General features: G+C 63.9%; 29 protein-coding genes and 1 pseudogene. 16 read left to right on the top strand and 14 right to left on the bottom strand.

Going from position 1 to position 25,515, the window contains the following annotated elements; translation table 11 throughout:
- Positions 1 to 34 precede the first annotated feature (34 nt).
- The 3 genes from H9529_RS13555 (at position 35) to H9529_RS13565 (ending at position 4,430) form a co-directional block, all read left to right on the top strand.
- Positions 35 to 1,660 carry an electron transfer flavoprotein-ubiquinone oxidoreductase gene (locus tag H9529_RS13555; protein WP_256327006.1) on the top strand — a complete coding sequence of 542 codons (1,626 nt, stop codon included), beginning with the start codon at positions 35 to 37 and terminating at the stop codon, positions 1,658 to 1,660.
- A 189-nt stretch (positions 1,661 to 1,849) separates the two neighbouring features.
- On the top strand, positions 1,850 to 3,520 hold the full coding sequence (locus H9529_RS13560; protein ID WP_143033445.1) for a tetratricopeptide repeat protein: 1,671 nt from the start codon (positions 1,850 to 1,852) through the stop codon (positions 3,518 to 3,520).
- A 25-nt stretch (positions 3,521 to 3,545) separates the two neighbouring features.
- Positions 3,546 to 4,430 carry a 4-(cytidine 5'-diphospho)-2-C-methyl-D-erythritol kinase gene (locus H9529_RS13565; protein ID WP_397544906.1) on the top strand — a complete coding sequence of 295 codons (885 nt, stop codon included), beginning with the start codon at positions 3,546 to 3,548 and terminating at the stop codon, positions 4,428 to 4,430.
- Positions 4,431 to 4,565: 135 nt separating this feature from the next.
- On the opposite strand, the gene H9529_RS13570 is transcribed toward H9529_RS13565, so the two are convergent.
- Entirely contained in the window at positions 4,566 to 5,567 is a 1,002-nt protein-coding gene (locus H9529_RS13570; RefSeq protein ID WP_092885080.1) for a polyprenyl synthetase family protein, read from the bottom strand.
- Between the two features lie 56 nt (positions 5,568 to 5,623).
- On the opposite strand from H9529_RS13570, the gene H9529_RS13575 reads away from it, so the two are divergent.
- From H9529_RS13575 to H9529_RS13585, 3 genes are all read left to right on the top strand, one after another.
- Positions 5,624 to 5,839: a putative signal transducing protein gene (locus H9529_RS13575; protein WP_092885082.1), complete on the top strand. Its 216-nt coding sequence runs from the start codon at positions 5,624 to 5,626 to the stop codon at positions 5,837 to 5,839.
- Positions 5,840 to 5,843: 4 nt separating this feature from the next.
- Positions 5,844 to 6,626, top strand: coding sequence for a tRNA1(Val) (adenine(37)-N6)-methyltransferase (locus tag H9529_RS13580; RefSeq protein ID WP_092885084.1), 783 nt, complete (start codon positions 5,844 to 5,846; stop codon positions 6,624 to 6,626).
- Between the two features lie 101 nt (positions 6,627 to 6,727).
- The gene (locus tag H9529_RS13585; protein ID WP_092885086.1) at positions 6,728 to 6,895 is read left to right on the top strand and encodes a YdcH family protein; all 168 of its coding nucleotides are present in this window, start codon (positions 6,728 to 6,730) and stop codon (positions 6,893 to 6,895) included.
- A 140-nt stretch (positions 6,896 to 7,035) separates the two neighbouring features.
- Here the strand turns inward: H9529_RS13585 and phbB are convergent, their stop codons facing one another.
- On the bottom strand, positions 7,036 to 7,758 hold the full coding sequence (gene phbB, locus H9529_RS13590) for an acetoacetyl-CoA reductase (RefSeq protein WP_092885088.1): 723 nt from the start codon (positions 7,756 to 7,758) through the stop codon (positions 7,036 to 7,038).
- A gap of 96 nt (positions 7,759 to 7,854) precedes the next feature.
- Complete coding sequence (locus H9529_RS13595; RefSeq protein WP_092885090.1) at positions 7,855 to 9,027, bottom strand: acetyl-CoA C-acetyltransferase; 1,173 nt, start codon at positions 9,025 to 9,027, stop codon at positions 7,855 to 7,857.
- A gap of 272 nt (positions 9,028 to 9,299) precedes the next feature.
- Here H9529_RS13595 and hspQ point away from each other — a divergent pair, with 272 nt between their 5' ends.
- On the top strand, positions 9,300 to 9,626 hold the full coding sequence (hspQ, locus tag H9529_RS13600) for a heat shock protein HspQ (RefSeq protein ID WP_092885092.1): 327 nt from the start codon (positions 9,300 to 9,302) through the stop codon (positions 9,624 to 9,626).
- Between the two features lie 315 nt (positions 9,627 to 9,941).
- Here the strand turns inward: hspQ and H9529_RS13605 are convergent, their stop codons facing one another.
- Together H9529_RS13605 and H9529_RS13610 are read right to left on the bottom strand one after the other, a co-directional pair.
- On the bottom strand, positions 9,942 to 10,439 hold the full coding sequence (locus H9529_RS13605; RefSeq protein ID WP_176846817.1) for an ATP-binding protein: 498 nt from the start codon (positions 10,437 to 10,439) through the stop codon (positions 9,942 to 9,944).
- Between the two features lie 192 nt (positions 10,440 to 10,631).
- The gene (locus tag H9529_RS13610) at positions 10,632 to 10,973 is read right to left on the bottom strand and encodes an STAS domain-containing protein (RefSeq protein ID WP_092885096.1); all 342 of its coding nucleotides are present in this window, start codon (positions 10,971 to 10,973) and stop codon (positions 10,632 to 10,634) included.
- A gap of 139 nt (positions 10,974 to 11,112) precedes the next feature.
- Here H9529_RS13610 and H9529_RS13615 point away from each other — a divergent pair, with 139 nt between their 5' ends.
- The 5 genes and pseudogenes from H9529_RS13615 to H9529_RS13635 all read left to right on the top strand — a co-directional run bounded on the left by H9529_RS13615 (position 11,113) and on the right by H9529_RS13635 (position 12,771).
- Complete coding sequence (locus H9529_RS13615; RefSeq protein ID WP_176846819.1) at positions 11,113 to 11,610, top strand: GAF domain-containing protein; 498 nt, start codon at positions 11,113 to 11,115, stop codon at positions 11,608 to 11,610.
- Positions 11,570 to 11,734 (top strand): annotated as a pseudogene (locus H9529_RS13620) (saccharopine dehydrogenase); the annotation flags it as partial. The gene H9529_RS13615 and the pseudogene H9529_RS13620, both read left to right, overlap by 41 nt.
- A gap of 28 nt (positions 11,735 to 11,762) precedes the next feature.
- Entirely contained in the window at positions 11,763 to 12,038 is a 276-nt protein-coding gene (locus H9529_RS13625) for a hypothetical protein (protein WP_176846821.1), read from the top strand.
- 157 nt (positions 12,039 to 12,195) lie between these two features.
- The gene (gene hemP, locus H9529_RS13630; RefSeq protein WP_092885404.1) at positions 12,196 to 12,387 is read left to right on the top strand and encodes a hemin uptake protein HemP; all 192 of its coding nucleotides are present in this window, start codon (positions 12,196 to 12,198) and stop codon (positions 12,385 to 12,387) included.
- A 144-nt stretch (positions 12,388 to 12,531) separates the two neighbouring features.
- Positions 12,532 to 12,771, top strand: a complete 240-nt coding sequence (locus H9529_RS13635; RefSeq protein WP_092885102.1) for a DUF1289 domain-containing protein — start codon at positions 12,532 to 12,534, stop codon at positions 12,769 to 12,771.
- Positions 12,772 to 12,822: 51 nt separating this feature from the next.
- Here the strand turns inward: H9529_RS13635 and H9529_RS13640 are convergent, their stop codons facing one another.
- Together H9529_RS13640 and H9529_RS13645 are read right to left on the bottom strand one after the other, a co-directional pair.
- On the bottom strand, positions 12,823 to 13,293 hold the full coding sequence (locus H9529_RS13640; protein ID WP_092885104.1) for a Dps family protein: 471 nt from the start codon (positions 13,291 to 13,293) through the stop codon (positions 12,823 to 12,825).
- A gap of 260 nt (positions 13,294 to 13,553) precedes the next feature.
- The gene (locus H9529_RS13645; protein ID WP_143033447.1) at positions 13,554 to 13,967 is read right to left on the bottom strand and encodes a hypothetical protein; all 414 of its coding nucleotides are present in this window, start codon (positions 13,965 to 13,967) and stop codon (positions 13,554 to 13,556) included.
- A 263-nt stretch (positions 13,968 to 14,230) separates the two neighbouring features.
- Here H9529_RS13645 and H9529_RS13650 point away from each other — a divergent pair, with 263 nt between their 5' ends.
- A complete protein-coding gene (locus H9529_RS13650; RefSeq protein ID WP_092885108.1) occupies positions 14,231 to 15,250 on the top strand; it encodes a class 1 fructose-bisphosphatase in 1,020 nt (339 codons plus the stop codon).
- A 737-nt stretch (positions 15,251 to 15,987) separates the two neighbouring features.
- Here the strand turns inward: H9529_RS13650 and H9529_RS13655 are convergent.
- The gene (locus tag H9529_RS13655; protein ID WP_092885110.1) at positions 15,988 to 16,227 is read right to left on the bottom strand and encodes a DUF2842 domain-containing protein; all 240 of its coding nucleotides are present in this window, start codon (positions 16,225 to 16,227) and stop codon (positions 15,988 to 15,990) included.
- Complete coding sequence (locus H9529_RS13660) at positions 16,227 to 17,519, bottom strand: adenylosuccinate synthase (RefSeq protein ID WP_092885112.1); 1,293 nt, start codon at positions 17,517 to 17,519, stop codon at positions 16,227 to 16,229. The genes H9529_RS13655 and H9529_RS13660 overlap by 1 nt, the downstream gene beginning before the upstream one ends.
- A gap of 238 nt (positions 17,520 to 17,757) precedes the next feature.
- Here H9529_RS13660 and secG point away from each other — a divergent pair, with 238 nt between their 5' ends.
- From secG to H9529_RS13675, 3 genes are all read left to right on the top strand, one after another.
- Positions 17,758 to 18,114 (top strand): preprotein translocase subunit SecG, encoded by a 357-nt coding sequence (gene secG / locus H9529_RS13665; protein ID WP_092885114.1) that lies wholly within the window; start codon positions 17,758 to 17,760, stop codon positions 18,112 to 18,114.
- Positions 18,115 to 18,285: 171 nt separating this feature from the next.
- Entirely contained in the window at positions 18,286 to 19,929 is a 1,644-nt protein-coding gene (locus tag H9529_RS13670; RefSeq protein ID WP_092885116.1) for a CTP synthase, read from the top strand.
- 155 nt (positions 19,930 to 20,084) lie between these two features.
- The gene (locus tag H9529_RS13675; RefSeq protein ID WP_092885118.1) at positions 20,085 to 20,582 is read left to right on the top strand and encodes a BrnA antitoxin family protein; all 498 of its coding nucleotides are present in this window, start codon (positions 20,085 to 20,087) and stop codon (positions 20,580 to 20,582) included.
- Positions 20,583 to 20,734: 152 nt separating this feature from the next.
- Here the strand turns inward: H9529_RS13675 and H9529_RS13680 are convergent, their stop codons facing one another.
- From H9529_RS13680 to H9529_RS13700, 5 genes are all read right to left on the bottom strand, one after another.
- Positions 20,735 to 21,148, bottom strand: a complete 414-nt coding sequence (locus H9529_RS13680) for a hypothetical protein (RefSeq protein WP_092885119.1) — start codon at positions 21,146 to 21,148, stop codon at positions 20,735 to 20,737.
- Entirely contained in the window at positions 21,145 to 22,218 is a 1,074-nt protein-coding gene (gene pheS, locus H9529_RS13685) for a phenylalanine--tRNA ligase subunit alpha (protein WP_176846836.1), read from the bottom strand. Before pheS ends, H9529_RS13680 begins: the two co-directional genes overlap by 4 nt.
- Positions 22,219 to 22,289: 71 nt before the next feature.
- Complete coding sequence (locus H9529_RS13690; protein WP_092885122.1) at positions 22,290 to 22,808, bottom strand: serine O-acetyltransferase; 519 nt, start codon at positions 22,806 to 22,808, stop codon at positions 22,290 to 22,292.
- Between the two features lie 199 nt (positions 22,809 to 23,007).
- Complete coding sequence (mgtE, locus tag H9529_RS13695; RefSeq protein ID WP_092885124.1) at positions 23,008 to 24,411, bottom strand: magnesium transporter; 1,404 nt, start codon at positions 24,409 to 24,411, stop codon at positions 23,008 to 23,010.
- Between the two features lie 671 nt (positions 24,412 to 25,082).
- Complete coding sequence (locus tag H9529_RS13700; protein WP_397544876.1) at positions 25,083 to 25,322, bottom strand: DUF1674 domain-containing protein; 240 nt, start codon at positions 25,320 to 25,322, stop codon at positions 25,083 to 25,085.
- Positions 25,323 to 25,515 lie beyond the last annotated feature (193 nt).

Consider the following 25,515-nt stretch of genomic DNA (forward strand, 5'->3'; position numbering starts at 1 on the left):
TGCCGAAGCCTCTGCCGAAATCACGCGCGAAGCGATGGAATATGACGTGGTCATCGTTGGCGCCGGGCCTGCCGGGCTTTCGGCCGCGATCCGGCTGAAGCAACTGGACCCCGACCTGAATGTCGTGGTGCTGGAAAAGGGGTCCGAGGTCGGCGCGCATATTCTGTCGGGGGCGGTGCTGGACCCGGTGGGGCTGAACGCGCTGATCCCCGATTGGCAGGCGAAGGGCGCGCCCGTTACGGTGCCGGTGCGCGACGACCGTTTCTATATTCTGGGCGAGGCCGGGCAAATGCGCATCCCCAACGCGCCGATGCCGCCCCTGATGAACAATCACGGCTGTTATATCGTCTCGATGGGCAATGTCTGCCGCTGGATGGCCGAACAGGCCGAGGCGCTGGGGGTCGAGATCTTCCCCGGCATGGCCTGCTCGGAACTGGTTTACGGCCCCGATGGCGCAGTCAAAGGCGTGGTGGCCGGTGAATTCGGCAAGAACCCAGACGGCACCCCCGGCGATCATTATGAGCCGGGGATGGAGTTGCACGGCAAATATGTTTTCCTGTCCGAAGGTGTGCGCGGGTCGCTGTCCAAGGAAGTGATGGCGAAATTCGCATTGTCGAAGGGGCATGAGCCGCAGAAATTCGGCCTTGGCATGAAAGAGATCTGGGAGATCGACCCCGAGAAGCACCGCGAAGGCACCGTGACCCACACGATGGGCTGGCCGCTGGGCAAGAATGCGGGCGGCGGGTCGTTTATCTATCACCTCGATAAAAATCAGGTTTATGTCGGTTTCGTGGTGCATCTGAACTACGCCAACCCCTATGTTTCCCCTTATCAGGAGTTTCAGCGCTTCAAGCACCATCCCATGGTGGCCGAGTTGCTGAAAGGCGGCAAACGGGTGGCATACGGCGCGCGTGCCATCGCGGAAGGCGGCTATCAGTCGATCCCCAAGGTGGTGTTCCCGGGGGGCGCGCTGCTGGGCTGTTCGGCGGGGCTGGTCAATGTGCCGCGCATCAAGGGCAACCATAACGCGATGCTGTCAGGCATGGCCGCCGCCGAAGCTGCGCATGAAGCGATTGCCGCAGGGCGCGCGGGCGACGAACTGACGGCGTATGAGGTGGAACTGCGCAGCGGGCCCGTGGGGCGTGACCTGAAAAAGGTGCGCAATGTCAAACCATTGTGGTCGAAATACGGGTTGGTGCCCTCGCTCGTGCTGGGCGGGATGGACATGTGGACCAATACGCTGGGGTTCTCGGTCTTCGGGACGGTGAAGCACGGCAAGACAGATGCGGCGGCGACCGGGCTGGCGGCAGATTTTGCGCCCATCGACTACCCCAAACCCGATGGCAAGCTGTCGTTTGACCGGCTGACCAATGTGGCATTCTCGTTCACCAACCATGAGGAAAGCCAGCCTGTGCATCTGACGCTGAAAGATGCCTCGGTGCCTATCGCGGTCAACTTGCCGAAATACGCCGAACCCGCGCAACGCTACTGCCCCGCCGGGGTCTATGAGGTGGTGCAGGAGGGCGATGCCGAGCCACGCTTTGTCATCAACTTCCAGAACTGCGTGCATTGCAAGACCTGCGATATCAAGGACCCCAGCCAGAATATCCACTGGGTCACGCCGCAGGGCGGCGACGGGCCGAATTATCCGAATATGTAACCTTTGCGTGTAATCGCTGGGTGGTGCCGCCATATTGCGCGGCGATTGATTGCCAGTGCGGGGGGCAGCCACTAGGGTTGAGGCAACACGGGTCTGGCCCGGCTTTGGGTGTTACATCGCCGGATCAGCCCGATACCGGGTTTGAAGGAGCGGCGTGTGCGCGTTATTGGGAAATTTTGGGTTGCTGCGATGTTCTGGGCGGCCCTGGGAAGTGGTGCGGCCGGGGCGCAGGAACGTGCGGGGCCATTCTTGGCCGCGCGTGCTGCCAGCGGCATCGGCGACCATGCCCCTGCGGCATTGTATTTTGGCCGCGTTCTGCTGGCTGACCCTGAAAATCCGGTGTTTCTGGAAGGCGGCGTGCTGGCCAATGCTGCGACTGGTGACATTGAAACCGCGCTGGCGCTGGCGCGGCGCATGGTCGATCTGGGCATAAGCAGCCAGATCGCCAACCTGGTGGTGTTGGCGGGTGATTTCGCACAGGGCGATTATGCCGCGGTGCTGGAAAGCCAGGCCGCAGGGCGTGAGGCCGGGGTGCTGGTCGACGCGCTGGCGACCGGCTGGGCGCATCTGGGGCAGGGCAGCATGTCCGAGTCGCTGGCTGCCTTCGACACCTTGGTCGCGGATGATGCCATGGCCTCGTTCGGGCTGAACCAGAAGGCGTTCGCGTTGGCCATGGTGGGCGATCTGGAAGCTGCCGAGGCGATTTTTGCCGGGGCCGATGGGCCGGTGGCCATGAACCGCCGGTCGGTGCTGGCGCATGTCGCCATCCTCAGCCAGCTTGACCGGATGGAAGAGGCGACCGCGCTGATCAACGACATGTTTGACGTGGATGCCGAGGCCGATATTCTGGCAATCCGCGCTGCGCTGGCCGATGGGGAGCGCATTCCCCTGACCACCGTGACCACGCCGCAAGACGGTCTGGCCGAGGCGCTGTTCAGCGTCGCGGGCGCGCTGTCCAGCGATCCGGCCGATGAATTCGCCCTGCTGCATGCACGGCTTACGCTTTATCTGCGACCCGATCATGCCGATGCGGCGCTGCTGGCGGGCCGGTTGCTGGCGCAGGCGGGGCAATATGCGCTGGCCGATGAGGCTTATGCCCAGATCCCCGAAGATGATCCCTTCGCCCTTGGCGCGCAACTGGGCCGGGCGCAGGCGCTTTACAATGAGGGCGATTCAGAGGGCGCCATTGACCAATTGCGCAGCCTGAGCGAAACGCATCCCACGTCGGTCATCGCGCATAACACGCTGGGCGATTTCCTGCGCCGGGAAGAACGCTTCGATGGTGCCATCGCGGCCTACGGCCGCGCGATCGACCTGCTGGACCCGCCCGAATCCCGGCATTGGGTGGTCTTTTATTCGCGCGCAACCAGCCATGACCGATCGGGTGACTGGCCCAGCGCCGAGTCGGACTTTCGCCGGGCGCTGGAACTGGCACCGGAACAGCCGGGCGTCCTGAACGACCTGGGCTATTCGATGACCGAACAGGGCGGGAACCTGGAAGAGGCGCTGGCGATGATCGAACGCGCCGTGGAAGCGGAACCCGACAACGGCTTTTTCGTCGACAGTCTCGCCTGGGCGTTGTTCCGCATGGGCCGGTATGACGAAGCCGTCGCCCCGATGGAACGCGCGTCCCAATTGCTGCCTGTCGATCCGGTGCTGACCGATCACCTGGGCGATGTCTATTGGGCCGTGGACCGGCAAAGGGAAGCGCGGTTTCAATGGCGGCGCGCCTTGTCCTACGGCGAACATCCGGGCCTGGACCTGGAGCGCCTGCGCCGCAAGCTGGAGGTCGGGCTGGACCGCGTGCTGGAAGAGGAAGGCGCAGAGCCGCTGCGTGCCCGCGATGCCAACGGGAACTGAGGCCGTTCCGTTGGACGCTGCAGTGGTGGACGCTCCAGTGGTGAACGGCGCAGTGGTGGACGGCGCGCTGGCGGAACCCGCGCGGGCCAAGATCAACCTGACCTTGCATGTCACGGGCCGCCGCGCGGATGGGTATCACCTGCTCGATAGTCTGGTGGTGTTTGCTGATGTCGGCGATGTGGTCAGCGCTGAACCCGCCGATGCCCTCAGCCTGTCGGTCATCGGCCCGCGAGGGGCGGGGGTACCGGTGGGAGCCGATAATCTGGTGTTTCGCGCCGCAAAGCTGATGGCGCCGGGCGGGGGGGCGCGGCTGACGCTGGACAAGCACTTGCCTGCGGCATCCGGTATCGGCGGCGGGTCGGCAGATGCGGCGGCGTGCTTGCGTGTTCTTGCGCACCTGTGGGGCTGTGAGCTGCCCCCGCTGGCCGATCAGCTGCGCCTTGGGGCCGATGTGCCGGTCTGCGTTGTCAGCCGCCCGTGCCGCATGACGGGCATCGGCGAGGGGTTGGCGCCCGTCCCCCGCCTGCCGCCGGTATGGTTGCTGTTGGTCAATCCCGGGGTGGGGTTGGAAACGCCACAGGTGTTTCGCGCGCTGACGACCGCCGACCATGCGCCGATGCCGCAAGATTTGCCTGTCTGGGCGGATGCCGCCGATCTGGCTTTTTGGTTGGCGGCGCAGCGCAACGACCTGCAACCTGCGGCCATCGCCTGCGCGCCCGTTGTAGGACAGGTGCTGGACGCCGTCGGGTCAACGGCAGAGTGTCTGCTGGCCCGGATGTCGGGGTCTGGCGCGACGTGTTTTGGCGTCTATGCCAGCCGCACGGCGGCGGACCGCGCTGCGGACACGATGCGCATCGCGCACCCCGATTGGTGGGTCGCGGCGACGGGGCTGCATGGGGCAGGGACATAGCCAGGATTTTGGCCCAAACCGCAGCGGGCCCCACTCGGAATGCGCCGTACCCGCAATGGGCGGCGGCACGGGGCTGAGCGCGACACGGGGCTCAGCGCGACACGGGGCAGAGCGCGGCACGGGGCTGGGCGCGGATCAGTTCAGCCGCGCAACCACGTAATCGGCCAGATCGCGCAGCATGTCGCGCAGGGGATGCGCGGGCAGGTGGTTCAGCGCCGTTTTGGCGCGGCCAGCCCAGATCATCGCCTCGGCCCGGGTGCTGCCAAGCGTGTCGTGGCGCTGCATCAGGGCCATGGCATGTGACAGGTCGCCTTCGTGCTGGTCGCCCTCGGCGATCACCCGGTGCCAGAAGGCGCGTTCCTCGCTCGAGGCGGCGGCAACGGCGCGGATGACCGGCAGGGTCAGTTTGCGTTCGCGAAAGTCATCGCCGATGTTCTTGCCGATGTCCGCGCCCGCACCGCCGTAATCCAGCAGGTCATCGACGATCTGGAAACTGATCCCCAGCGCGTCGCCATAGGTGTACAGCGCCTGCACCTGTGCGTCAGGCATGTCAGCGATCACGCCGCCCACCTGCGTTGCGGCGGAAAACAGCGCCGCTGTCTTGCCCCGGATGATTTGCAGATACACCGCCTCGGTTGTCCCCAGATCCTGTGCGGCGGTCAGTTGCAGAACCTCGCCTTCGGCGATCGTGGCCGAGGCATTGGCAAGGATGTCCAACACTTGCAGATTGCCCGGCTCAACCATAAGTTGAAATGCGCGGGCAAACAGGTAATCGCCCACCAGCACCGAGGACTTGTTGTCCCACAACAGGTTTGCTGTGGGCCGCCCGCGCCGCTGGCCGCTTTCGTCCACCACGTCGTCATGCAGCAGCGTGGCAGTGTGGATGAATTCCACGGTCGCGGCCAGATGCACATGGTAGGGGCCGGTGTACCCGCACATCCGCGACGCGGCCAGCGTCAGCATGGGGCGCAGGCGCTTGCCGCCTGCCTCGATCAGATGGGCGGTCACCTCGGGGATGCGCGGCGCGTGTTCGGACACCATCCGCGCCCGGATCAGCGCGTTGACCTGCGCCAGATCATCGGCCAGTATCTCGGCCAGTCGGTCATGTGGTTTTGTCTGCGCGTGATCCAAGCTCATTCCCAGCCTTTTGATATTTTCTCGACAATAGCGGTCCATTGCCGTTAGATCGCCCCATGAAAGAGCTGCTGCGTACCACTAACCCGACCATTATTCCCTATGCAACGGCCCTGTTGCAAGGCGAGGGCATCGAGGTCTTCGCGCTCGACAGTCACATGAGCAACATGGAAGGCTCCATCGGGGTTTTTCCGCGTCGCCTTATGGTGCGGCGTGAGGATCATTTTCGCGCCCTCTCTGTCTTGAAAGACAATAATATACCCGTGGACAGTTGACACCATGAACGTAACCGATGCGGCACTAAGCCGCGATGCGTTTCTGGATGGCCGGGTGATGGCATGGCAGCCGCGTGTCGGCTACCGCGCGGCGACTGATCCGGTGTTCCTTGCCGCCGCTTTGCCCGCCCAGGCGGGCGATGCCGTGCTGGAACTGGGGTGCGGCGTGGGTGTGGCCAGCCTGTGCCTTGCCCACAGGGTGCCCGGGTTGGTGCATGCCGCGTTGGAACTTCAGACGGATTACGCGGTGCTGGCCCGCCGCAACGCAGATGAGGCCGGTGTGGCGTTGGATGTGCTGGACGGCGATGTCGCCCGCCCGCCCGCCGTGCTGCGCGGACGGGTCTTCGACCATGTATTTGCCAATCCGCCCTATTACGATGCGGGCGGCCCGCAGGCGGATGACCCGGGCCGCGACCGCGCATTGCGCGAAGCGACCCCTTTGGCCACCTGGGTAGATACCGCGCTGCGCCGTACGCGTCCGGGCGGTTGGATCACGCTGATCCACCTGACCACGCGGCTGCCGGACCTTCTGGCAGCGCTGTCACCGCGTGCTGGCGCGATCACGGTCCTGCCGCTGGCAGCGCGGCAGGGACAGGCGGCGCGGCGGGTTATCGTGCGGGCGCGCAAGGGTGCGCGGAGCCCCTTTACCCTGTTGCCGCCCTTCGTGATCCACGACGGCGCGGCGCACATGGGCGATGGTGACAGCTTTACGCCCGCCGCGCGCAGTATTTTGCGCGATGGCGCGGCATTTGCCTTTGAAACGTCCGTGCCGCGTGGCGGGATTTAACCCTTGGGGCATAATTCCGCCGGGCGATGTGAGTCTTTGGTGACAAACGCGGTCTTCTGTGGTGCAATCAAATTGTTACATTCAACCAGAGGAGGACTTAAATGTCTTTGACTTCGCATCTTCAGGAACTGCGCCGGAAGCACGAACACCTCTCTGAGCGGGTCGAACAGGAGCAACGCAGCCCTGGCGCCAGCACCCACAACATCGCCCAAATGAAGAAACAAAAGCTGCGGCTGAAAGAACAGATCACCCGGCTGTCGGACGCCTGAACAACAGGCCAAGCCACCGGGCGTCGCCCGGCCGATAAAACAACCCGGCCCTGTTGGAAACAGGACCGGGATTTTTCTTTTATAAATAAGCTTTGCAGCAGTACCCCCCCGGTGCCGGTGCCCGCCGTGGGGGGGGCTTGTCAGACGAAGAATTGCGCCCCATTGGCCGAGATGGTCGAGCCGTTGATGAAACCCGCGTCATCGGCGGCCAGAAACACGACGCAGCGCGCTATTTCCTCGGGCGTGCCAAGACGGCCTGCGGGGATCTGCGCGATGATTGATTCGCGCACCTTCTCGGGCACAGCCATAACCATGTCGGTGCCGATATAGCCCGGGCAGATTGCATTTGCGGTGATTCCGGCACGCGCGCCCTCTTGCGCCAGCGATTTGACGATGCCCAGATCGCCCGCCTTCGACGCGGCATAGTTAACCTGCGCGAACTGGCCTTTTTGCCCGTTGATCGAACTGATGATGATGACGCGGCCGAATTTCCGCTCGCGCATGCCGGGCCAGACCGGGTGGGTCATGTTGAACACGCCGGTCAGGTTGGTGTCGATCACGTCATGCCATTGCTGCGGCGTCATCTTATGAAACGGTGCATCGCGGGTGATGCCCGCGTTGTTTACCAGCACGTCTACCGGACCCAAGTCGGCTTCGACCTGTGCGATTCCCGCTTTGCATGCGTCATAATCGGCAACCGACCATTTGTATGTCTTGATGCCAGTCTCGGCGCTGAATTTGGCGGCTGCCTCATCGTTGCCCGCGTAGTTCGCGGCGACGGTATAGCCTGCTTCTTTCAGTGCGACCGAGATCGCTGCGCCGATTCCCCGTGACCCACCGGTCACCAGTGCTGTTCTGGTCATAATGCCCTCCTCGTTGTCTTCCCTGAAATCTTGGTACGCGACCGAGTGCCCGGGCGCAACAATGTTGCGCCCGGTTTTTGCTTTATCTGGTTTGGCTTACCGCTCCAGGCACATTGCGACACCCATGCCGCCGCCGATGCACAGGGTCGCCAGACCCTTGTGGGCGTCGCGGCGCTTCATCTCGAACAGCAGTGTGTTCAGGATGCGCGCGCCCGAGGCGCCGATCGGGTGACCAATGGCGATGGCGCCGCCGTTCACGTTCACAACGTCCAGGTTCCAGCCCATGTCCTTGTTGACGGCGCAGGCCTGGGCGGCAAAAGCTTCGTTTGCCTCGACCAGGTCCAGATCCTCGGCCTTCCAGCCGGCTTTTTCCAGCGCCTTGCGGCTGGCGGTGATCGGCCCTGCGCCCATGATCGACGGGTCCAACCCGGCCGTGGCATAGGAGGCGATGCGCGCCAGTGGCGTCAGGCCACGGCGTTCAGCCTCTTGCGCGCTCATCAGCATGACCGCTGCCGCGCCGTCGTTCAGGCCCGAGGCATTGGCCGCCGTAACCGAGCCGTCCTTGGTGAAGGCGGGGCGCAGTTTCTGCATCGCCTCAATGGTCGCGCCGTGGCGGATGTACTCGTCCTGGTCGACGACGATGTCGCCCTTGCGGGTCTTCACCGTAAAGGCTGCGATCTCATCGGCGAATTTCCCGGCCTTTTGCGCGGCCTCGGCCTTGTTCTGGCTGGCGACTGCGAAGATGTCCTGCTCTTCGCGGCTGATCTGCCATTTTTGCGCAACGTTTTCAGCCGTCTGGCCCATGTGGTAGCCGTTGAAGGCATCCCACAGCCCGTCGCGGATCATGGTGTCGATGAATTTCACATCGCCCATCTTGGTGCCCGAGCGCATGTGCGCAGCATGGGCGCTGAGGCTCATGCTTTCCTGACCGCCCGCCAGCACGATGCTGCTGTCGCCCAACTGGATATGCTGTGCGCCCAGCGCCACGGCGCGCAGGCCCGACCCGCAGACCTGGTTGATGCCCCAAGCCGATGCCTCGATCGGCAGGCCCGCGTTGATATGTGCCTGGCGCGCCGGGTTCTGCCCCTGAGCTGCGGTCAGCACTTGCCCCAGGATGGTTTCTGACACTTCGGCCTTGTCGATCCCGGCCCGGGCCACGACGGCTTCCAGCACGGCGCTGCCCAGATCATGCGCGGGCGTGTTGGCGAAGGCCCCGTTGAACGACCCGACAGCGGTTCGGGCGGCGGCGACGATAACGACATTGGTCATGAATGCTCCTCTCATTGGATGGGGCGCAATGGCGTGCGGGGTGCAAGATGTCAGCCCGGCTGGCATTGGCTTGGATAATGTGTAAGCGGGCCTGCGGCATGGTGCAATGCCGCTGGGCGACAATCGGCGGGGGATGGCGCGGACTGATGGCGCTGCCATCGCGGCGGGAGGGACTGTTTGCCGCACAACCACAATATGTTTCAACGCGGGGCGGGTCTGTCAGATTTACAAACCCCTAACTAACCATTTATACACGGTGTGAAGAGGGTGACATGTTTAAAGCAATCGCAAAATATCACTTGGGCCAAGTGGTCCGTCACAAGAAACACCCGTTCCGCGGGGTGGTCTTCGATGTGGACGCCATGTTCTCGAACACCGACGAATGGTACGAGGCGATCCCCGAGGAGAGCCGTCCATCGAAGGACCAGCCGTTCTACCACCTGCTGGCCGAGAACGAACAGAGCTACTATGTGGCTTATGTGTCGGAACAAAATCTGGTTCCCGACGATACCGGCGAGCCGATCGGCCATCCGGATGTCGATGATCTGTTCGGGGATTTCCAGAACGGCTTCTACCCGCTGGAGGTAGAGCTGAACTGAACCCGCCCGATGCCCTTCCCGGGGTTGTGCACCGGCAATGCCTTGTGCTGAGGGGCGCGACCCGGGGTCAGGGATCTCGATTTAGGAACGGTATGAGCTGACGCCCGGGTTGCATCTGTACACGGATGCAGACCACGTGTTCCGGACAGGTTACATGCTGAGCGTCATGCGCCTTATGGTGAAATGCGCCGAGACCAAGGTCCCGGTGCTGCGGTTTGATCCGCGCGGCTTTCCCTGCGCTGGACTTTACCGCCTGCGACTATGGTTTCGATAGCGCATTTTGTTGTGACTTTTAATGCGTGTGCGCGAAAAGGCTCAGACATCCAAACACTTCTCATAATCCATCAGGAACGTCAGGATGTTGCGGTCGCCTTGGCGCTGATAAACAAGATTGTCGGTCAGCAGATGGATCAGATACCAGCCAAAGCCGCCTTCCGGCAGGTTGTCCGGGGGCGAGGGGTCGGGGGGCGGCGGCATTGGGACGGTGTTCAGCGGCATCGCGCTGCCATCGTCAGAAATGCGGAATTCCAGCAGCGCGCCGGTCTGGGTCACCTTCAGCCAGACATTCCCCCGATGTACGGGGCAGGCGTGTTCGGCGATGTTGTTCAACACCTCGGCCAGAACCAGTTCGGTGGTGGCGATGGAATCGGGGTTCAGGCCAATCCTTTCGAGATGGGCGCAAACCTGTCGAAGCGATTGCCGTGTCTCACTATTTCCACTGCGGAACTGGAAGTTCATGCACGATCTGGCCTCATCTGTAGGTTTGATCTGGAGCGTTGCGGGCTGCATTTCATACATGCCTTTCTGACGCATGGCGCTTTGGCCTTTCTGGCGCTTGCTGCGGTGGTAGCGTCGGTCGATGCGCCGCAGGTGGCGGATATGGTGCGGCGGTTTGGTTCCCTGACCACCCATTTGCGCGGTGCGCAGCCCGTGCGCGGCGCCCACCGGCCGATGGCCCGGTCAGGGACACTGCCGCCGTCGTGCTTGCATGTCGCGCGCGCGCATTCATCCCGTGGCCTGCATTGATGCAGGCGCGGCATGGACCGGGTGGATGGTGAAGACCTTTTCCATCCGGGTCAGGCGGAACACCTTGGCGACATTCGCGGTCAGCCCGGCCAGTTCCAGCGGACGTTCGGGGCCGAGCAGCTTCATCACCGCGACCACGGCGCCCAGCCCGCTGCTGTCGATGAAGCTGACCTGCGACAGATCTAGGATGACCGCCCCGCTGCCACCTTCGGTAAAGGCCCGCATCTGTTCCTTGAAAACGATCGCAACCGCCGCGTCCAACCGTGATTCGCAGACCGTCACGTTCAGGCACTTGTTGACGTATTTGGCTTCGAGGTTCATTTCCGGCACCTGCTTTGTGATCCTCGCAGCCTAGACGCCAAACCTTACCAAATGGTTTTCGCCGCCCGCAGGGCAAAGCCGATTGCACCGCGCTGCCGCCCGGTGCATGAAAGTCTGCGACACAGCATTGAGGCACATCATGGATTATCCCGCCCTGAGCGCGCGTATCAACGCCCTGACCGAAGGAGAAACCGACCAGATCGCGCTGATGGCGACGCTGGCCTGCGAGATTCACCATTCGGACGGCCGCTTCGACTGGACTGGCTTTTACCGCGTGACCGCGCCCGAGGTGCTGAAGATCGGCCCCTATCAGGGCGGGCATGGCTGCCTGGTGATCCCGTTCTCGCGCGGGGTTTGCGGGGCGGCGGCGCGCAGCGGGCAGGTGCAGTTGGTGGCGGATGTGGACGCGTTCCCCGGGCATATCGCCTGCGCCTCTTCGACCAGATCGGAACTGGTGCTGCCGGTGCGCGACGGGGCCGGGCGGCTGATCGCGGTACTGGACATCGACAGCGACCAGCCTGACGCCTTCACGCAAGCCGATGCCACCGCGCTTGGTGACATTCTGGACAAGGTGTTTCGCCGCACCGGGGGGATGCATGACCCATCTTTGGCTTCGCGCCGAGCAGCGCCCGCATGAAGATCGCGTCGGGCTGACGCCTGAAGGGGCGGCACGGCTGATCGCCAGCGGCATCCGCGTCACGGTTGAGGACAGCCCGACCCGGGTGATCCCGCTGGACGCCTGCGTCGCCGACGGTGCTGCGAGTCCATGACGCGCCGCCGCTGGATGTGATGGCGATCGACAACCTGCCGTCGCTTTTGTCCCGGGAATCGTCAGAGGATTATGCGGCGCAGTTGCTGCTCAGCCTGCTGGGACTGCACGATCTGGCCGGGGGCGTCTGTGCGGGTGCGCAAGATGCCTTCAGGGCGGGGGGTGCGGGCGCTGCCGGATGGAAGGGGCCTGACCCTGGGATGACAGGCCTGCGTCAGGCGGGCTGTGGCCCGAGTGATTGCGAAACCGCCTTGACCATCCCTATGCTTTTTGTCAACTATCGCGATACCGCCTAGCCATGCGTCAGCGCAGCCCGGCAAATCATATCCGCTGCCCAGTGCCGGATGAGATGGAAAGGGGCCGCCATGGCACATCGCACAGCTTGCGCGACATCCGATGGCATTGTGACCGCCGGTTGCTGCGATGCGCCGCTTGCCGTCCCTGCGTGCCGCGATGTCTGAGCATCGAACGCCGCCACAGACCGAGGCACCTGGCGACCCGGATGCGCGGCGCGTTGCCGCAGACGTGCCGATTCATGACGCGAAACAGCTTACCGCAGGCGGCCTGTCTGCCTATATCGTACTGGAAGGGCAGCCATACATCCTGCGCATCACGCGTGCCGGAAAGCTGATCTTGACCAAATAATCCAGAACAGGTCGCGTAGCATGCTCGCCACGCGATCCCATCCAAACTGTTGAAACCGCATGTCGTCGATGCGCAAGCCAAGTGCCACGCCGCGCGACATATCCCAGCCACGCCGACGCCGGCGCACGTCAGGAAAGCCCGTATATGTCCAAGATCCCGTCACCCTGCATTGATGTCTGCAAGTTCCGGCGCGAGGGGCATTGCATCGGCTGTTCGATGACCAAGGATCAGAAATCCATGTTCAAGAAGCTGAAAAAAGAAACGCACCAGAGGGCCTTTCTGGACCTTCTGGTGCATCAGCAAAATGATATGGGCAAGTTCAGCCATTGGCGACTGGCGTATCTTAAACGCTGTGCCAAGAAGGGCGTGCCGCCACCTTTATGACGTAAGGGCCGCCCGTTTCCGGGCGGCCCTTACATGCCTTGCTCCGCAGGCTCAGCCCAAGTGGGCGCGCAGCAGCCAGGCGAATTTCTCGTGCACCTGGCCACGGGCGATGGCCAGATCCTGCGTCAGCAGGTCGCCATGTTCCTCTGCAATCGCAGCCGTCCCGGCCAGCGTGGCGGCGATGGTATCTTGCGCCTTGGCCAAGGTTTCAACCATCACTTCGGCACTGGCGTTGCCGTCATGCTCGGCCACTTTTGAGCGTTTCAGCATCAGGGCAAGCTGGCCCTCGGCGTGGCCGCCAAGGGCTTTCACACGCTCGGCAAGATCATCCTGCGCGACGAAGTGATCTTCATAGATTTTCTGGAACAGGTCATGCAGCGCGCCGAAGGACATGCCGGTGACGTTCCAGTGGAAATTCTGCGACAGCATCGTGGAAACGGTGGTTTCGGCGACGCATTGGTTCAGCGCCTCACAAATGGCTTCCTGCGCCGACGGGGTCAGTTGTTGAGCGGTCTGGGTCATGAAAACCCTCCTCTAATATCTGATCTGTGGCGCGCCAGCCCATCAGGCGACACGCCACAGGTTTTTGATTTTGCGCAATTCCGTGCCGGAAGCCTGCAAGGTTCCCTGCAGGAATCGCGCTGATGAATTGTCATTGCGGGAATGGCTGGCGACAAGCTGGCTACCCGCTTGAAACGAAGGTAGTGCGCGCCCCGCAGCTTTGCAAGAAGTATTTAGAACGTTTCTAATGTTGACGGTTTTGCTTGGCCAGCGACGCGGTTTCAGACAGCGTTGATCCGCGTCACCAATTGGCTGACCAGCCAGCCCACGTTGCGCCGCAGATGCACCGGCAAGCGCGAACGCAGAAGGAACGTGGCACTGGACGCATCATCGCGGGCCACCGCCTCGGTCAGGGCCAGCAGCCAGTTCTCATCGAAAGAGCGTTCCGGCGCGTACACCGCGTGGATGCGCAACCCGTTGGGCAAGGCCGTGCTGAGCACGCGCAGCAAGGCATCGGCATAGGCCTGCGCGCCCTGATCGGGGCTGTGGTGCAGCAAGGCGCAGGCCTCAAACGGTTCAACCCGCGCCTTGGCACGGCACTGTCGCATCAGCACGCGCAAAAGCGCCAGGGCGGCGGGCTGGCTGTGGCGCGGGGCGTCAATGGTGTCGTGGTTCAGGCGGCTATTGGTCAGCATGTTTCGCAACTTCCCAGATTTACCCAACAGATTTAGTGGGTCTTTCCGCTGAATGCCAGTAAAATCGGCTGCGACATCGGGCAGCACCGGCACGGGGGTGGGGTGGTAGCGCAAAAGGCGCGCCCGACCCGTCTCAATCCGTCGAAGGGTGCTGACACCTGCGCCGGTTTTGGGTAGTCATTGTGGTAACTGCCCCGATCCGTTTCCGCCCCGATATTTCCCCCGATCGCGTTTCTGACCCGAACATAAGGCACACCCCACAGATGCAGCACAAAACCCTGACCCAATTTCTGGTAGAGCAGCAGCGGCGCGAGGCTGCGTTGCCCGCCCAATTGCGCCTGCTGATCGAGATCGTCGCGCGCGCCTGCAAGGCGATCAGTATCTCGGTCAACAAGGGCGCGCTGGGTGGCATGCTGGGCGATATCGGCAGCGAGAATGTGCAGGGCGAGGCGCAGAAGAAGCTGGATGTCATCGCCAATGAACGCCTGCTGGAAGCGAATGAATGGGGCGGGCACCTTGCCGCCATGGCGTCCGAAGAGATGGAAACGATCCACCTGATCCCCAACCGCTACCCCAAGGGTGAATACCTGTTGCTGTTCGATCCCATCGACGGCTCCAGCAATGTGGATGTGAACCTGACCGTGGGCACGATATTCTCGGTCCTCAAAGCGCCCGAGGATGTGTCGGGCCGGGCGGTGACGGAAGAGGATTTCTTGCAGGCGGGCACCAGGCAGGTCGCGGCGGGCTACGCCATCTTTGGCCCCCAGACGCTGTTGGTGCTGTCGGTCGGCACCGGGGTATATGAATTCGGGCTGGATCGCGAAATGGGGTCCTGGGTGATGACGCAGGGGCCGCTGACCATCCCCACCGGCAACCGCGAGTTTGCGATCAACATGTCGAACGAGCGCCACTGGGCCCCGCCGATGCGCCGCTACATCGCCGATTGCATGGCTGGCAAGACCGGGGCGCGCGGCGCGGATTTCAACATGCGCTGGACCGGGTCCATGGTCGCCGATATTCACCGCATCCTCAAACGCGGCGGCATCTTCCTGTACCCGTGGGACAGCCGCGACCCCGCCAAACCGGGCAAGCTGCGCCTGATGTATGAGGCGAACCCGATGGGCTATATCGTCGAACAGGCGGGCGGCACGGCGTTTGACGGCACCCGCCGCATCATGGAGATCGCGCCGAATGCGCTGCACCAGCGGGTGGGCGTGGCGATGGGCGACGAGGCCGAGGTCGCCCGGCTGATGTCCTATTACGCCGAAGACCCCGCCGTCTGAGGGACGGGTTGGCTAAGGGAAGGGTTGACTGAGTGACGTGTTGGCTGCGGGGCGGGTTGCTTCCGCAAGTTTTTGGCCCGGCAACCGTTTGTAGGGCAACCGTTTGTACGGCAGTTGCTTGCCCGGCAGTGGCCTTCGGGGCAAGGCCGGTTTGAAGGGGCGGGCGCGCCGGGGGAGGACGGCGCGCCCGCAGGCTACAGGCGTGCCGCGTTCTGCGGCTTGTTGCCAAGCCCGGCGCCTGGCCGGGCTTGGGTCGTGTCGGCGGTCCGTCGGCAGGGACCTGCTTCGTTCCGGCGTCCCGGCGAGTGCCGCTGCGACAGGTCCGCAGCCCGTGCTGTCATGAAACTGTCGGGCGCGGGTCGTCGCCGGTTTGTTCGTCGTCGATTCGGAATCTATCTACAGTTTTGAACTCTGCCCGCTTTTCCTGAAGATACCGTTAAGGGGTTCTGAGAAAGGCATTGCGCCGCGTGATGCGGTGTCCGTGCTGCGGGCAGGTGGCGAAGCCCCCGGTAAGCCGCCCGAAGCCGCCGGCCCGGGCATTTCAGGAAAAGCCGCGTGTCGACGGGCCGAGGTGCGGCGACCTGCGCGCCCCGCTGTTGCGATTTTTCGTGGAAACATCGTTGTATGATTGCCGTCGTGCGCTGCCCCGGGCCGCATCGCCGTGCCGTGGATGCGGCCCGGCGATGCGCGGCGGCCTTAGCCTTTGATCCCGCGCAGATACCGACAGCCCCCCACGGTCAACGCCCGTCTGAATCCTGCGGTGGCGTCTGGGGGTCGGGCTTGCCGACCCCTTTGAAGACCGCTTTGAATGGCAGCGCCCAGACGACACCAAGCAAGACATAGATCAGCAGTTCCACCAGAATCGGCGGGCGGTTGAACAGTTCGACCACATTGACGGCCACGATCATGTAGACTGGCAGGCCAACCAGAAGGATGACGAGCGACCAGCGGCGGCGGGCTTTATAGGATAGGGCCATCAGTCCTCAAAGGGGTCAGTGACAAGGATCGTATCTTCGCGTTCCGGTGACGTAGAAAGTAGGGCGACGGGGCATTCGATCAACTCTTCCACGCGGCGAACATACTTGATCGCGGCCGCAGGCAGATCGGCCCAGGAGCGCGCGCCCTCGGTCGATTCGGACCAGCCGGGCATTTCCTCATAGGTCGGCGTGCAGCGGGCCTGCTGGTCGGCGGCGGTGGGCAGATAATCCAGCCGCGTGCCGTCAAGGTCATAGCCGATGCAGATTTTCAGCGTCTCGAACCCGTCGAGCACGTCAAGCTTGGTCAGCGCGATGCCGTTGACGCCGCTGGTGGCGCAGGTCTGGCGCACGAGGACGGCATCGAACCAGCCGCAGCGCCGCTTGCGCCCGGTGACGGTGCCGAATTCGTGCCCGCGCTCGCCCAGCCGCTGGCCGTCGGCGTCGTGCAACTCGGCGGGGAAGGGGCCTTCGCCGACGCGGGTGGTATAGGCCTTCACGATGCCCAGCACAAAGTCGATGGCGCCCGGGCCAAGGCCCACGCCGGTGGCGGCCTGACCCGCGATCACGTTGGAAGAGGTGACGAAGGGATAGGTGCCGAAATCAATGTCCAGAAGCGCGCCCTGCGCGCCTTCAAACAAGATGCGCTTTCCGGCTTTGCGCTTTTCATTCAGCACCTTCCAGACCGGGGCGGCGTATTCCAGCACGGAGGGTGCGATGGCCGTCAGTTCGGCCAGCAGGGCGTCGCGGTCAACCTCTGGCAGGCCCAGGCCCCGGCGCAGCGCGTCGTGGTGAACCAGGGCGCGGTCCACCCGCGCGGCCAGCGTGGCAGGGTCCGCCAGATCGGCGACGCGGACCGACCGGCGGCCCACCTTATCCTCATAGGCCGGGCCGATGCCCCGCCCGGTGGTGCCGATTTTGGCGACGGTATTGGCGCTTTCGCGGGCACGGTCCAGTTCACCATGGATCGGCAAGATCAGCGGCGTGTTCTCGGCGATCATCAGGGTTTCGGGGGTGATCGTGACGCCCTGGGCGCGCAATCCGCTGATTTCCTTCACCAGATGCCAGGGGTCGAGCACCACGCCATTGCCGATAACGCTCAGCTTGCCGCCGCGCACGATACCCGAAGGGAGCAGCGACAGCTTGTACACCTCGCCGTCGATGACCAGCGTATGGCCCGCGTTATGGCCGCCCTGAAAACGCGCGATCACATCTGCGCGTTCGGACAGCCAGTCGACGATCTTGCCTTTCCCCTCATCCCCCCATTGCGCACCGACGACGACGACATTGGCCATGATTGCCCCTTTACCGTTTTGCAAACCCTGCCCCTCATATCCTTGTCCGGGCCGGGGGGAAACCGGAATTTGCGTGCTATGTGTCGGGGGCCATTCGCCATGCCCGCAGGGTGGGCTGCCCCGGGGAATGGCATCCGCGATTGCGGCCGCCCAACAGGGGTTGCGGGCCAGACCCGCAGGCCCTAAACAGGCCGCGATATGAAAACAGGCCCCGATATACAGAACAGGTCCGTCTAAGATGCAGAACGTCATTCTTGTTGTCCACCTTCTTCTGGCGCTGGCGCTGATTGGGGTGGTGCTCTTGCAGCGCTCCGAAGGGGGCGGCCTTGGCATGGGCGGTGGCGGTGGTCCGCAGGCCACACGCCCGCCGATGACCGGCATGGCCAAGCTGACATGGCTGTTCGCTGCGGGGTTCATCGCGACATCCATCACGCTGACGGTGCTGGCGGCGTCGAACATTGACGGGCGTTCGGTCATTGACCGGCTGGGCGAGCCCGCGCCGACGGCCCCGGCGCCGAGCGGTCTGCCCGATATCGACAGCATGCTGCCGCCGCCTGCAAGCGACGCGCCGCTGGTGCCGCCGCGCGCCGACTGACGCGAGACGGCCGGAACGAACCGAGGGGCGGGCGATTTGCCCGCCTTTTTTCATGGGGCGCAAGGTTGCGGTGCGGGCCGGAATAGCCTATGGGTTGCGCCCCGTGAGACTGTGCGGCGGCCGCTTGCCGCAGCCGTCCTGACTGACACATTTCACGGGAGACCCTGCACCATGGCGCGTTACGTTTTCATTACTGGCGGGGTCGTTTCGAGCCTTGGCAAGGGGCTGGCATCCGCCGCACTTGGTGCCCTGTTGCAGGCGCGGGGTTTCACCGTGCGGTTGCGCAAGCTGGACCCCTACCTGAACGTCGATCCGGGCACGATGTCGCCGTTTGAACATGGTGAGGTCTTCGTGACCGATGACGGCGCCGAAACCGATCTGGACCTTGGCCATTACGAACGCTTCACCGGCGTGTCGGCGCGCAATACCGATTCGGTGTCGTCGGGGCGGATCTATTCCAGCGTGCTGGAAAAGGAGCGTCGCGGCGATTACCTGGGTAAGACCATTCAGGTCATTCCGCATGTTACCAATGAAATCAAGGACTTCTTGGCGGTTGGTGCCGATGAGGTCGATTTCATGCTGTGCGAGATCGGCGGCACGGTGGGCGATATCGAAGGTCTGCCGTTCTTTGAGGCGATCCGTCAATTCGCGCAGGAACGCCCGCGCGGCGAATGTATCTTCATGCATCTGACGCTGCTGCCCTACCTTGCGGCCAGCGGCGAGTTGAAGACCAAGCCGACCCAGCATTCGGTCAAGGAACTGCGGTCCATCGGGATCGCGCCCGATGTGCTGGTCTGCCGGTCCGAGCATATCATTCCGGAAAAAGAGATCCAGAAGATCGCGCTGTTCTGCAACGTGCGCGCCGATGCCGTGATCCCGGCCTATGACCTGAAATCCATCTACGAAGCGCCGCTGGCCTATCACAAGGCCGGGTTGGATCAGGCGGTGCTGGATGCGTTCGGCATTTCGCCCGCGCCGCGCCCCGATCTGACACGCTGGGAAGATGTCATGGATCGGTTGACAAATGCTGAAGGCGTGGTGCGCGTGGCGATTGTCGGCAAATACACCCAGCTTGAAGATGCCTACAAGTCGATCGCCGAGGCGCTGACCCATGGCGGTATGGCGAACCGCGTGCGGGTCCAGACCGAATGGATTGACGCCGAGGTGTTCGAGCGCGAAGACCCCTCGCCGCTGTTGCAAGGCATCCATGCGGTGCTGGTGCCCGGCGGGTTTGGTGAGCGCGGGACCGAAGGCAAGATCCGCGCGGCGCAATGGGCGCGCGAGCGGAAGATCCCCTATCTGGGGATCTGTCTGGGCATGCAGATGGCGGTGATAGAGGCGGCGCGCAACCTGGCCGATCTGCCCGATGCAGGGTCCGAGGAATTCGATGTCGACACCGGCGAAAAGCGTTTCACGCCCGTGGTTTACCACCTGAAGGAATGGGTGCAGGGCAACCATGTCGTGGCACGCCGCAAGGATGACGACAAGGGCGGTACGATGCGTCTGGGTGCCTATGATGCGGCGCTGAAAGACGGGTCGCTGGTGGCGCGGATTTATGGCGATACGCGCATCGAGGAACGCCACCGCCACCGCTATGAGGTGGATGTGTCCTACCGCGCGCAGCTGGAGGAATGCGGGCTGGTGTTCTCTGGCATGTCGCCCGATGGCAAGCTGCCGGAAATCGTGGAACATCAGGGGCATCCGTGGTTCATCGGCGTGCAGTTCCACCCGGAACTGAAGTCGAAACCCTTCCGCCCGCACCCGCTGTTCGCCGATTTCGTGCGGGCCGCAGTGGAGGTTTCGCGCCTGGTCTGAGGGGCGCGTTAACGTCTGAATGAAACCCGGAATCTGCCGTCTGGAAACGGTATGGTCCTGGTATGGTTTCGATCCATACGCCCGCGGCGTCAGCGGAGTGTTAACCTTTTTGCGGCAAGGTGGCGTTTCCGTTGCCACAGCCCAGAGGTTGCCCGATGCCCGACCTGAAAACCCAGACACCGACCCAGCGCAAGCATTTCTACTACATGGCCGAGGTCATGCGCCGGCTGGAATGGGATCTGCACAACACCATCGAGGCGACGGGCCGCATCCCGCCGGAATGGCATGAAATTGCCCGTGCCGTGCCCGACGCCCGGCGCGAGAAGGTGACACTGGCGCTGGACGCCGAGGTGCTGAAGTTCTTCCGCTCCATGGGGCCGGGGTACGGGCCGCGCATCGGGCAGGTGCTGCGCAGCTACATGCATGCGCGGCTGGCAGGCGTGGTGCGCGGCGCGGAAACCGTGGACCATTACCGCAACCGGGCTGAAGCGGTGGAGGCAGAGAAGCCGCAATTCGGGTATATGGCGCGCGGGCTGGAAGAAATGCACCGCGAACGCGAGGCACGCGAAGACCGCGCTGCGATGACCGAGCATTTGCAGCGCCGCTATGCGGAAGACGGGGTGCCGTGGAATTTTGACGGGAAGGTTGCTTGAAGGGGGCTGGGTAGTCCGCCTTAGCCCGGTTGCGTACAACGACAGGGCAGCGCCCGAACCGAGGGGTGGGTGCAAAGCGCCCGCCCCGTGGGGGCGGTTCGGGCGCTGCCCGTGCCGCTGGCGCGTCACGGGCGGGATGTAGGGGAGGTTGGTTATCCGATGTCGAGAAAGTTAAGCAGGAAAGCAATCAGCAGGGCAGTTACAACGGCGGTGAGTATGGTCGGGAGGTTTCCAGCGATGTTGTTCGCGGCACGTTCCCACCAAGACTTTGTTTTATCTCGCAGAAAATCGTTTCCTTTGGCGGTGAGCGATACAAAGGTAGCAACCGTATTAAGGTCATGGTCCGCTCGCTCAGAGCGGAAGCGAAGCAGTTCTTTTTCAACTGCACCCTCAATATGGAGCGTTTGGCTTTCTTGAAAATCGCGATATTCTATGTCTTCGTCGAAAGGACCATTTTCATAGCGCTGATAGCTGTTGGCCAAGGTCCACAGCACTTCCTGCCCATCCGCCTCGGCCACACCCCGCAACACGGCGACAATCTCCTTGTCGCCGTAGGTCGTGCTCACCTGCTCAACCCGCCCGCCAGTTCGGGCTTGTCCAGCGCGGAAAAGCCGTAGTTGCGCAGCCAGCGCAGGTCGGATTCGAAGAACGCGCGCAGATCGGGGATGCCGTATTTCAGCATGGCGATGCGGTCGATGCCCATGCCGAAGGCGAAGCCCTGCCATGCGTCGGGGTCGATGCCGCCCGCGCGCAGCACATTCGGGTGGACCATGCCGGAGCCGAGGATTTCCATCCAGCTGTCGCCCTCGCCGATTTTCAGCTGGCCGTCTTTCCACGAACAGCGGATATCGACCTCGGCCGAGGGTTCGGTGAAGGGGAAATGCGAGGCGCGGAAGCGCAGTTCGACCTGATCGACCTCAAAGAACGCGCGGCAGAATTCTTCCAGCGTCCATTTCAGTTGCGCCATCGAGATGTCGCGGTCAATCGCCAGCCCCTCGACCTGATGGAACATCGGCGCGTGGGTCTGGTCCATGTCCATGCGGTAGACGCGGCCCGGCGCGATCACGCGGATCGGTGCGCCCTGTGCCTGCATCGCGCGGATCTGCACGGGGCTGGTATGGGTGCGCAGCACATGCGGCGGGCGGTCGTCACCGGGCGCGCGGTGCAGGAAGAAGGTATCATGCTCTTGCCGCGCGGGGTGTTCGGGCGCGATGTTGAGCGCGTCGAAATTGTACCAGTCGGATTCCACCTGCGGGCCTTCGGCCACGGCAAAGCCCATATCGGCGAAGATCGCGGTCAGTTCCTCCATCACCTGGGACACCGGGTGGATGGTGCCCATGGGCCGGGGGCGGCCGGGCAGGGTGACATCCAGCCATTCGCTGCGCAGGCGGGCATCGAGGGCGGCATCCTCCAACCCGGACTTGCGGGCGCGCAGCGCGGCGTCCACCTCATTCTTCAGGGCGTTCAGCGCGGGGCCTGCGGACTGGCGTTCCTCGGCGGGCATCTTGCCGAGTTCGCGCATCATGAGGCTGATTTCGCCCTTCTTGCCAAGGGCGGCCAGCCGCACGGCCTCGAGCGTATCGGGGGCATGGGCCGCGCCGATCTGTTCCAGATACTTCGCCCGAAGCGCGCTGATGCTGTCCATGTCCGCTGTCCTGACTGTGTGGTTTCGGCCCAAAGGGGATGGCCCGGGTAATGGGCCGTGATCTAGCCAGAAACCCCTTTGGATGCAAGCGCGGGTGCGGGGTGGTTCGCGGCCGGAATGCCGCGCGCTGTCGCGTGCGCGGGCACGTCGCGGGTGACGACGGCATTGGCGCCGATCAGCGCATGGTCGCCAATGGTGAGGCGGCCCAGGATCTTTGCGCCCGCGCCGATATCCACATGGCCGCCCACGGTCGGCACGCCGTCGGGGCCGTTCGCGCCCAGGGTAACTTGCTGGAAGATCAGGCAGTTGGGGCCGATCACCACATCGGGGTGGATGACGATGCCATTGGGATGCGGGATCAGAAGGCCGCCGCCGATCCGGGCGTTCAGGTCGATTTCGGCCTGCGTTACCACCGACCAGAAGGTATGGGACAGCCGCCAATAGCGGCGGGCCAGCCGCCCGCGCGCCGATTGATACCGGCGGATGGCGCGCAGCAGGTTGCGCGAGGGGTCCCAGAAGCCGCGCGGTGCTTCGCGCGACCAGTCGGGGGTTGTGGCGCTGACGGGTTCAGGATCGGACATTGCGGTTCCATTGGGGTTTGGGCCGGGGGCTTTGGGCGGGGGGCTTTGGCGGGAGCTTGGGCGTGGTCCGACCCGGCATACCCCCGCATTATGGCGTCAAAATGGCCCGCGTTCATGGAAATGAACGCAGGCCAGCTTGCTTCGTGTTGGGGTATTTGGGGGCCAGAACCGGGGGGGGGGCGGTTCTGGCCGCGATGCGTCAAACGTCGAGCAATGCGGCGGCAATGGTGAAATAGGTCAGCACGCCCAGCACGTCAGCCATGGAGGTCACCAGCGGGCCAGAGGCCGCAGCGGGGTCGCGGTTGATCTTGGCGAAGATGAACGGCAGGCACATGCCGATCAGCGCGCCCGCCAGCACGATGATGATCATCGACACCGCGACGACCAGCGCAATCGCAGGCCCGCCGCGCCAGACCCCGATGGCCGAGACCGCGACCGCCATGGTCAGCCCGAGGGCGAGGGCAATCAGCACCTCACGCCCCAGAAGGCGGCCGAAATCGCTGGGCCGCACATCGCCCGTGGCCAGCGCGCGCACCATCAGCGTGGCCGATTGCGCGCCCGCATTGCCGCCCGAGGCGATCAGGAGCGGCAGGAAGAACAGCAGCGACAGATGCGCGGCAATGGTTTCCTCGAACGCGGCGATGCCCGCGCCGGAAAAGATGTTGCCGAACACCAGCAGCACCAGCCAGAAGATGCGCGCCTTGTAGAGGACGGCAATCGTGGCTTCGGAGACCGAGGTTTCGATCGGCCCGATGGTAGAGCCTTTGTGAAAATCCTCGGTCACTTCTTCTTCGTGGACGTCCATCGCGTCATCGGCGGTGACGATGCCGACCAGTTGGTCGTTGCCATCAAGCACCGGCAGCGCGATCAGGTCATAGCGCGCGACCAGTTTCGCGGCCTCTTCCTGTTCGGCATCGGCGCGCACGAAGATCGGTTCGCGGTCCATGATGTCGCCGACATGCTGCCGGGGGCGGGCCATCAGGATGTCGCGCAATTCCAACACGCCCAGCAGGTGGCGGCTTTGATCGACGATATAGGCGGTATAGACGGTTTCAGCCTCGAGCGCCTGGCTGCGCAGCGCTTCCAGCGCCTGGGTTGGCGTCATGTCGGGGGACAGCGTGGCGTAATCCGAGGTCATGACCGACCCCACGGTCCATTCCGCATAGCTGGCAAGGCGGCGGAGGTCTTCACGCTCGGCCTTGGTCAGGGCGGGGAGAATCGCTTCTTGCGCCTCATCGGAGAGCTGTTTGAAGAGGTCGGCGCGTTCATCATGGCTCATCGCGGTCATCAGCGCGGCGAGTTCGCGGCGGGGCATGCGGGTCGCGATCTCCATCTGGCTGGACGGGCGCAGGTAGGCGATCAGTTCAGCCTGATCGTGCAGCGGCAACAGGCGCATGGCGGCGAGGTCGTCGCCCACGTTCAATTCCTCGACATAGCCCGCGATATCGGCCAGTTCCTGCCCGGCGAGAAAGTCGCGCACGGCGCTCTGGTCGCCTTCGTGCAGCAGCCGCTCTATTTCCAGCGCGACCAGCGCGACATGCGCCTGATCGGTCGAGGTTTCGGGGTCGAAGCGGTAGTCTGAAAGTGGGCTGTGTTTGGTCATCCCCGGTCCTTTGTCGTCAATCATGCGACGCCGGGGGTGCGGACCGGGTTACGCCCCGAGGCCCGCCCGCCGCGCGCGGGTTGGTGCTGTGGCGAGGGAACTCGCCGTCGGGGTTTGGGGGGCGCGTCGTGGCCCCCGCCTGGAACCTTCGTCCATCGTGGATACGCTTTTATGACATCGCCCCAAGGCTGGACGACGTACCTCAGATAAGCGGGGCGGGGGGACTTGTCAATTTTTTAGGGGGCGCGCGGTGCAGCACGGGTTTGTGGTCCGGGTGCCCGGGGACGCTGTCATCGGTCGTGTTTTGCGCGGACTCAAGGCCGCAGGCAGCCGCGCACCGACGGGCCGCCCGACGGCCCGGCGATGCGACTGGGGTTGGGCGCAGCGGCGGGTGTACAGGGATGTGGTTGGCATAACGCGCAATAGCGGGGCAGGCGGACCGCCGTACCCCCGCCTGTCGATGCACGGCCCGCCGATGTCCGGCCTGTCGATGCCCCGCCTGTCGATGCCCGGCCTGTCGATGCCCGGCCTTTCGATGCACGGCCTGTCACGATGTGCGCGGGCGGCTCAGGAGGGGCCGGGGGGATTGCCTGCCGCCCCGAAAAGGAGGCGCAGTGTGCTGTCAGCGGGCGGCGGTGAGGCGCAGTGCCGCGACAGCGTCAGAAACAGCGTCAGAAATCGACGGCGATGCCCTTTTTCTCCCAATCGCCGTAGCGCACGGGTTCGGGGCCTTTGCGCCCGCCCAGTTCCAGCGGGGGCGGGGCGGCGGCATCGGCGATGCGCCGACGCTCGGCTGCTTCGGCCAGCGCACGCGCGGCGGCGGGGGGCAGGTCGGCGCGCTGCGCCTCGGGGGCGCTGGTTTCAGTCGGTTCGGGGGCCTGGTCAGTCATTTCGGGTGCCTGGTCTGTCATGGGGCGTTCGGTCCTTCCTGCGGCGCGCCGGATCGCGGGCGCTTTCCTTGTGCGGCGGTGATGCATGATATACTGCGGCGGCGATATGCGGCAAGGGGCCACCGGCCCCCAGCCTGATACAGCCCCGGCCCAACACGGCCCCAGCCCAACACGGCCCAGCCCATCCCGGGCGCGCACGATCAGAAGGGAAGAC

The organism is Roseicitreum antarcticum (genome assembly GCF_014681765.1).
Classification (GTDB): Bacteria; Pseudomonadota; Alphaproteobacteria; order Rhodobacterales; family Rhodobacteraceae; genus Roseicitreum; species Roseicitreum antarcticum.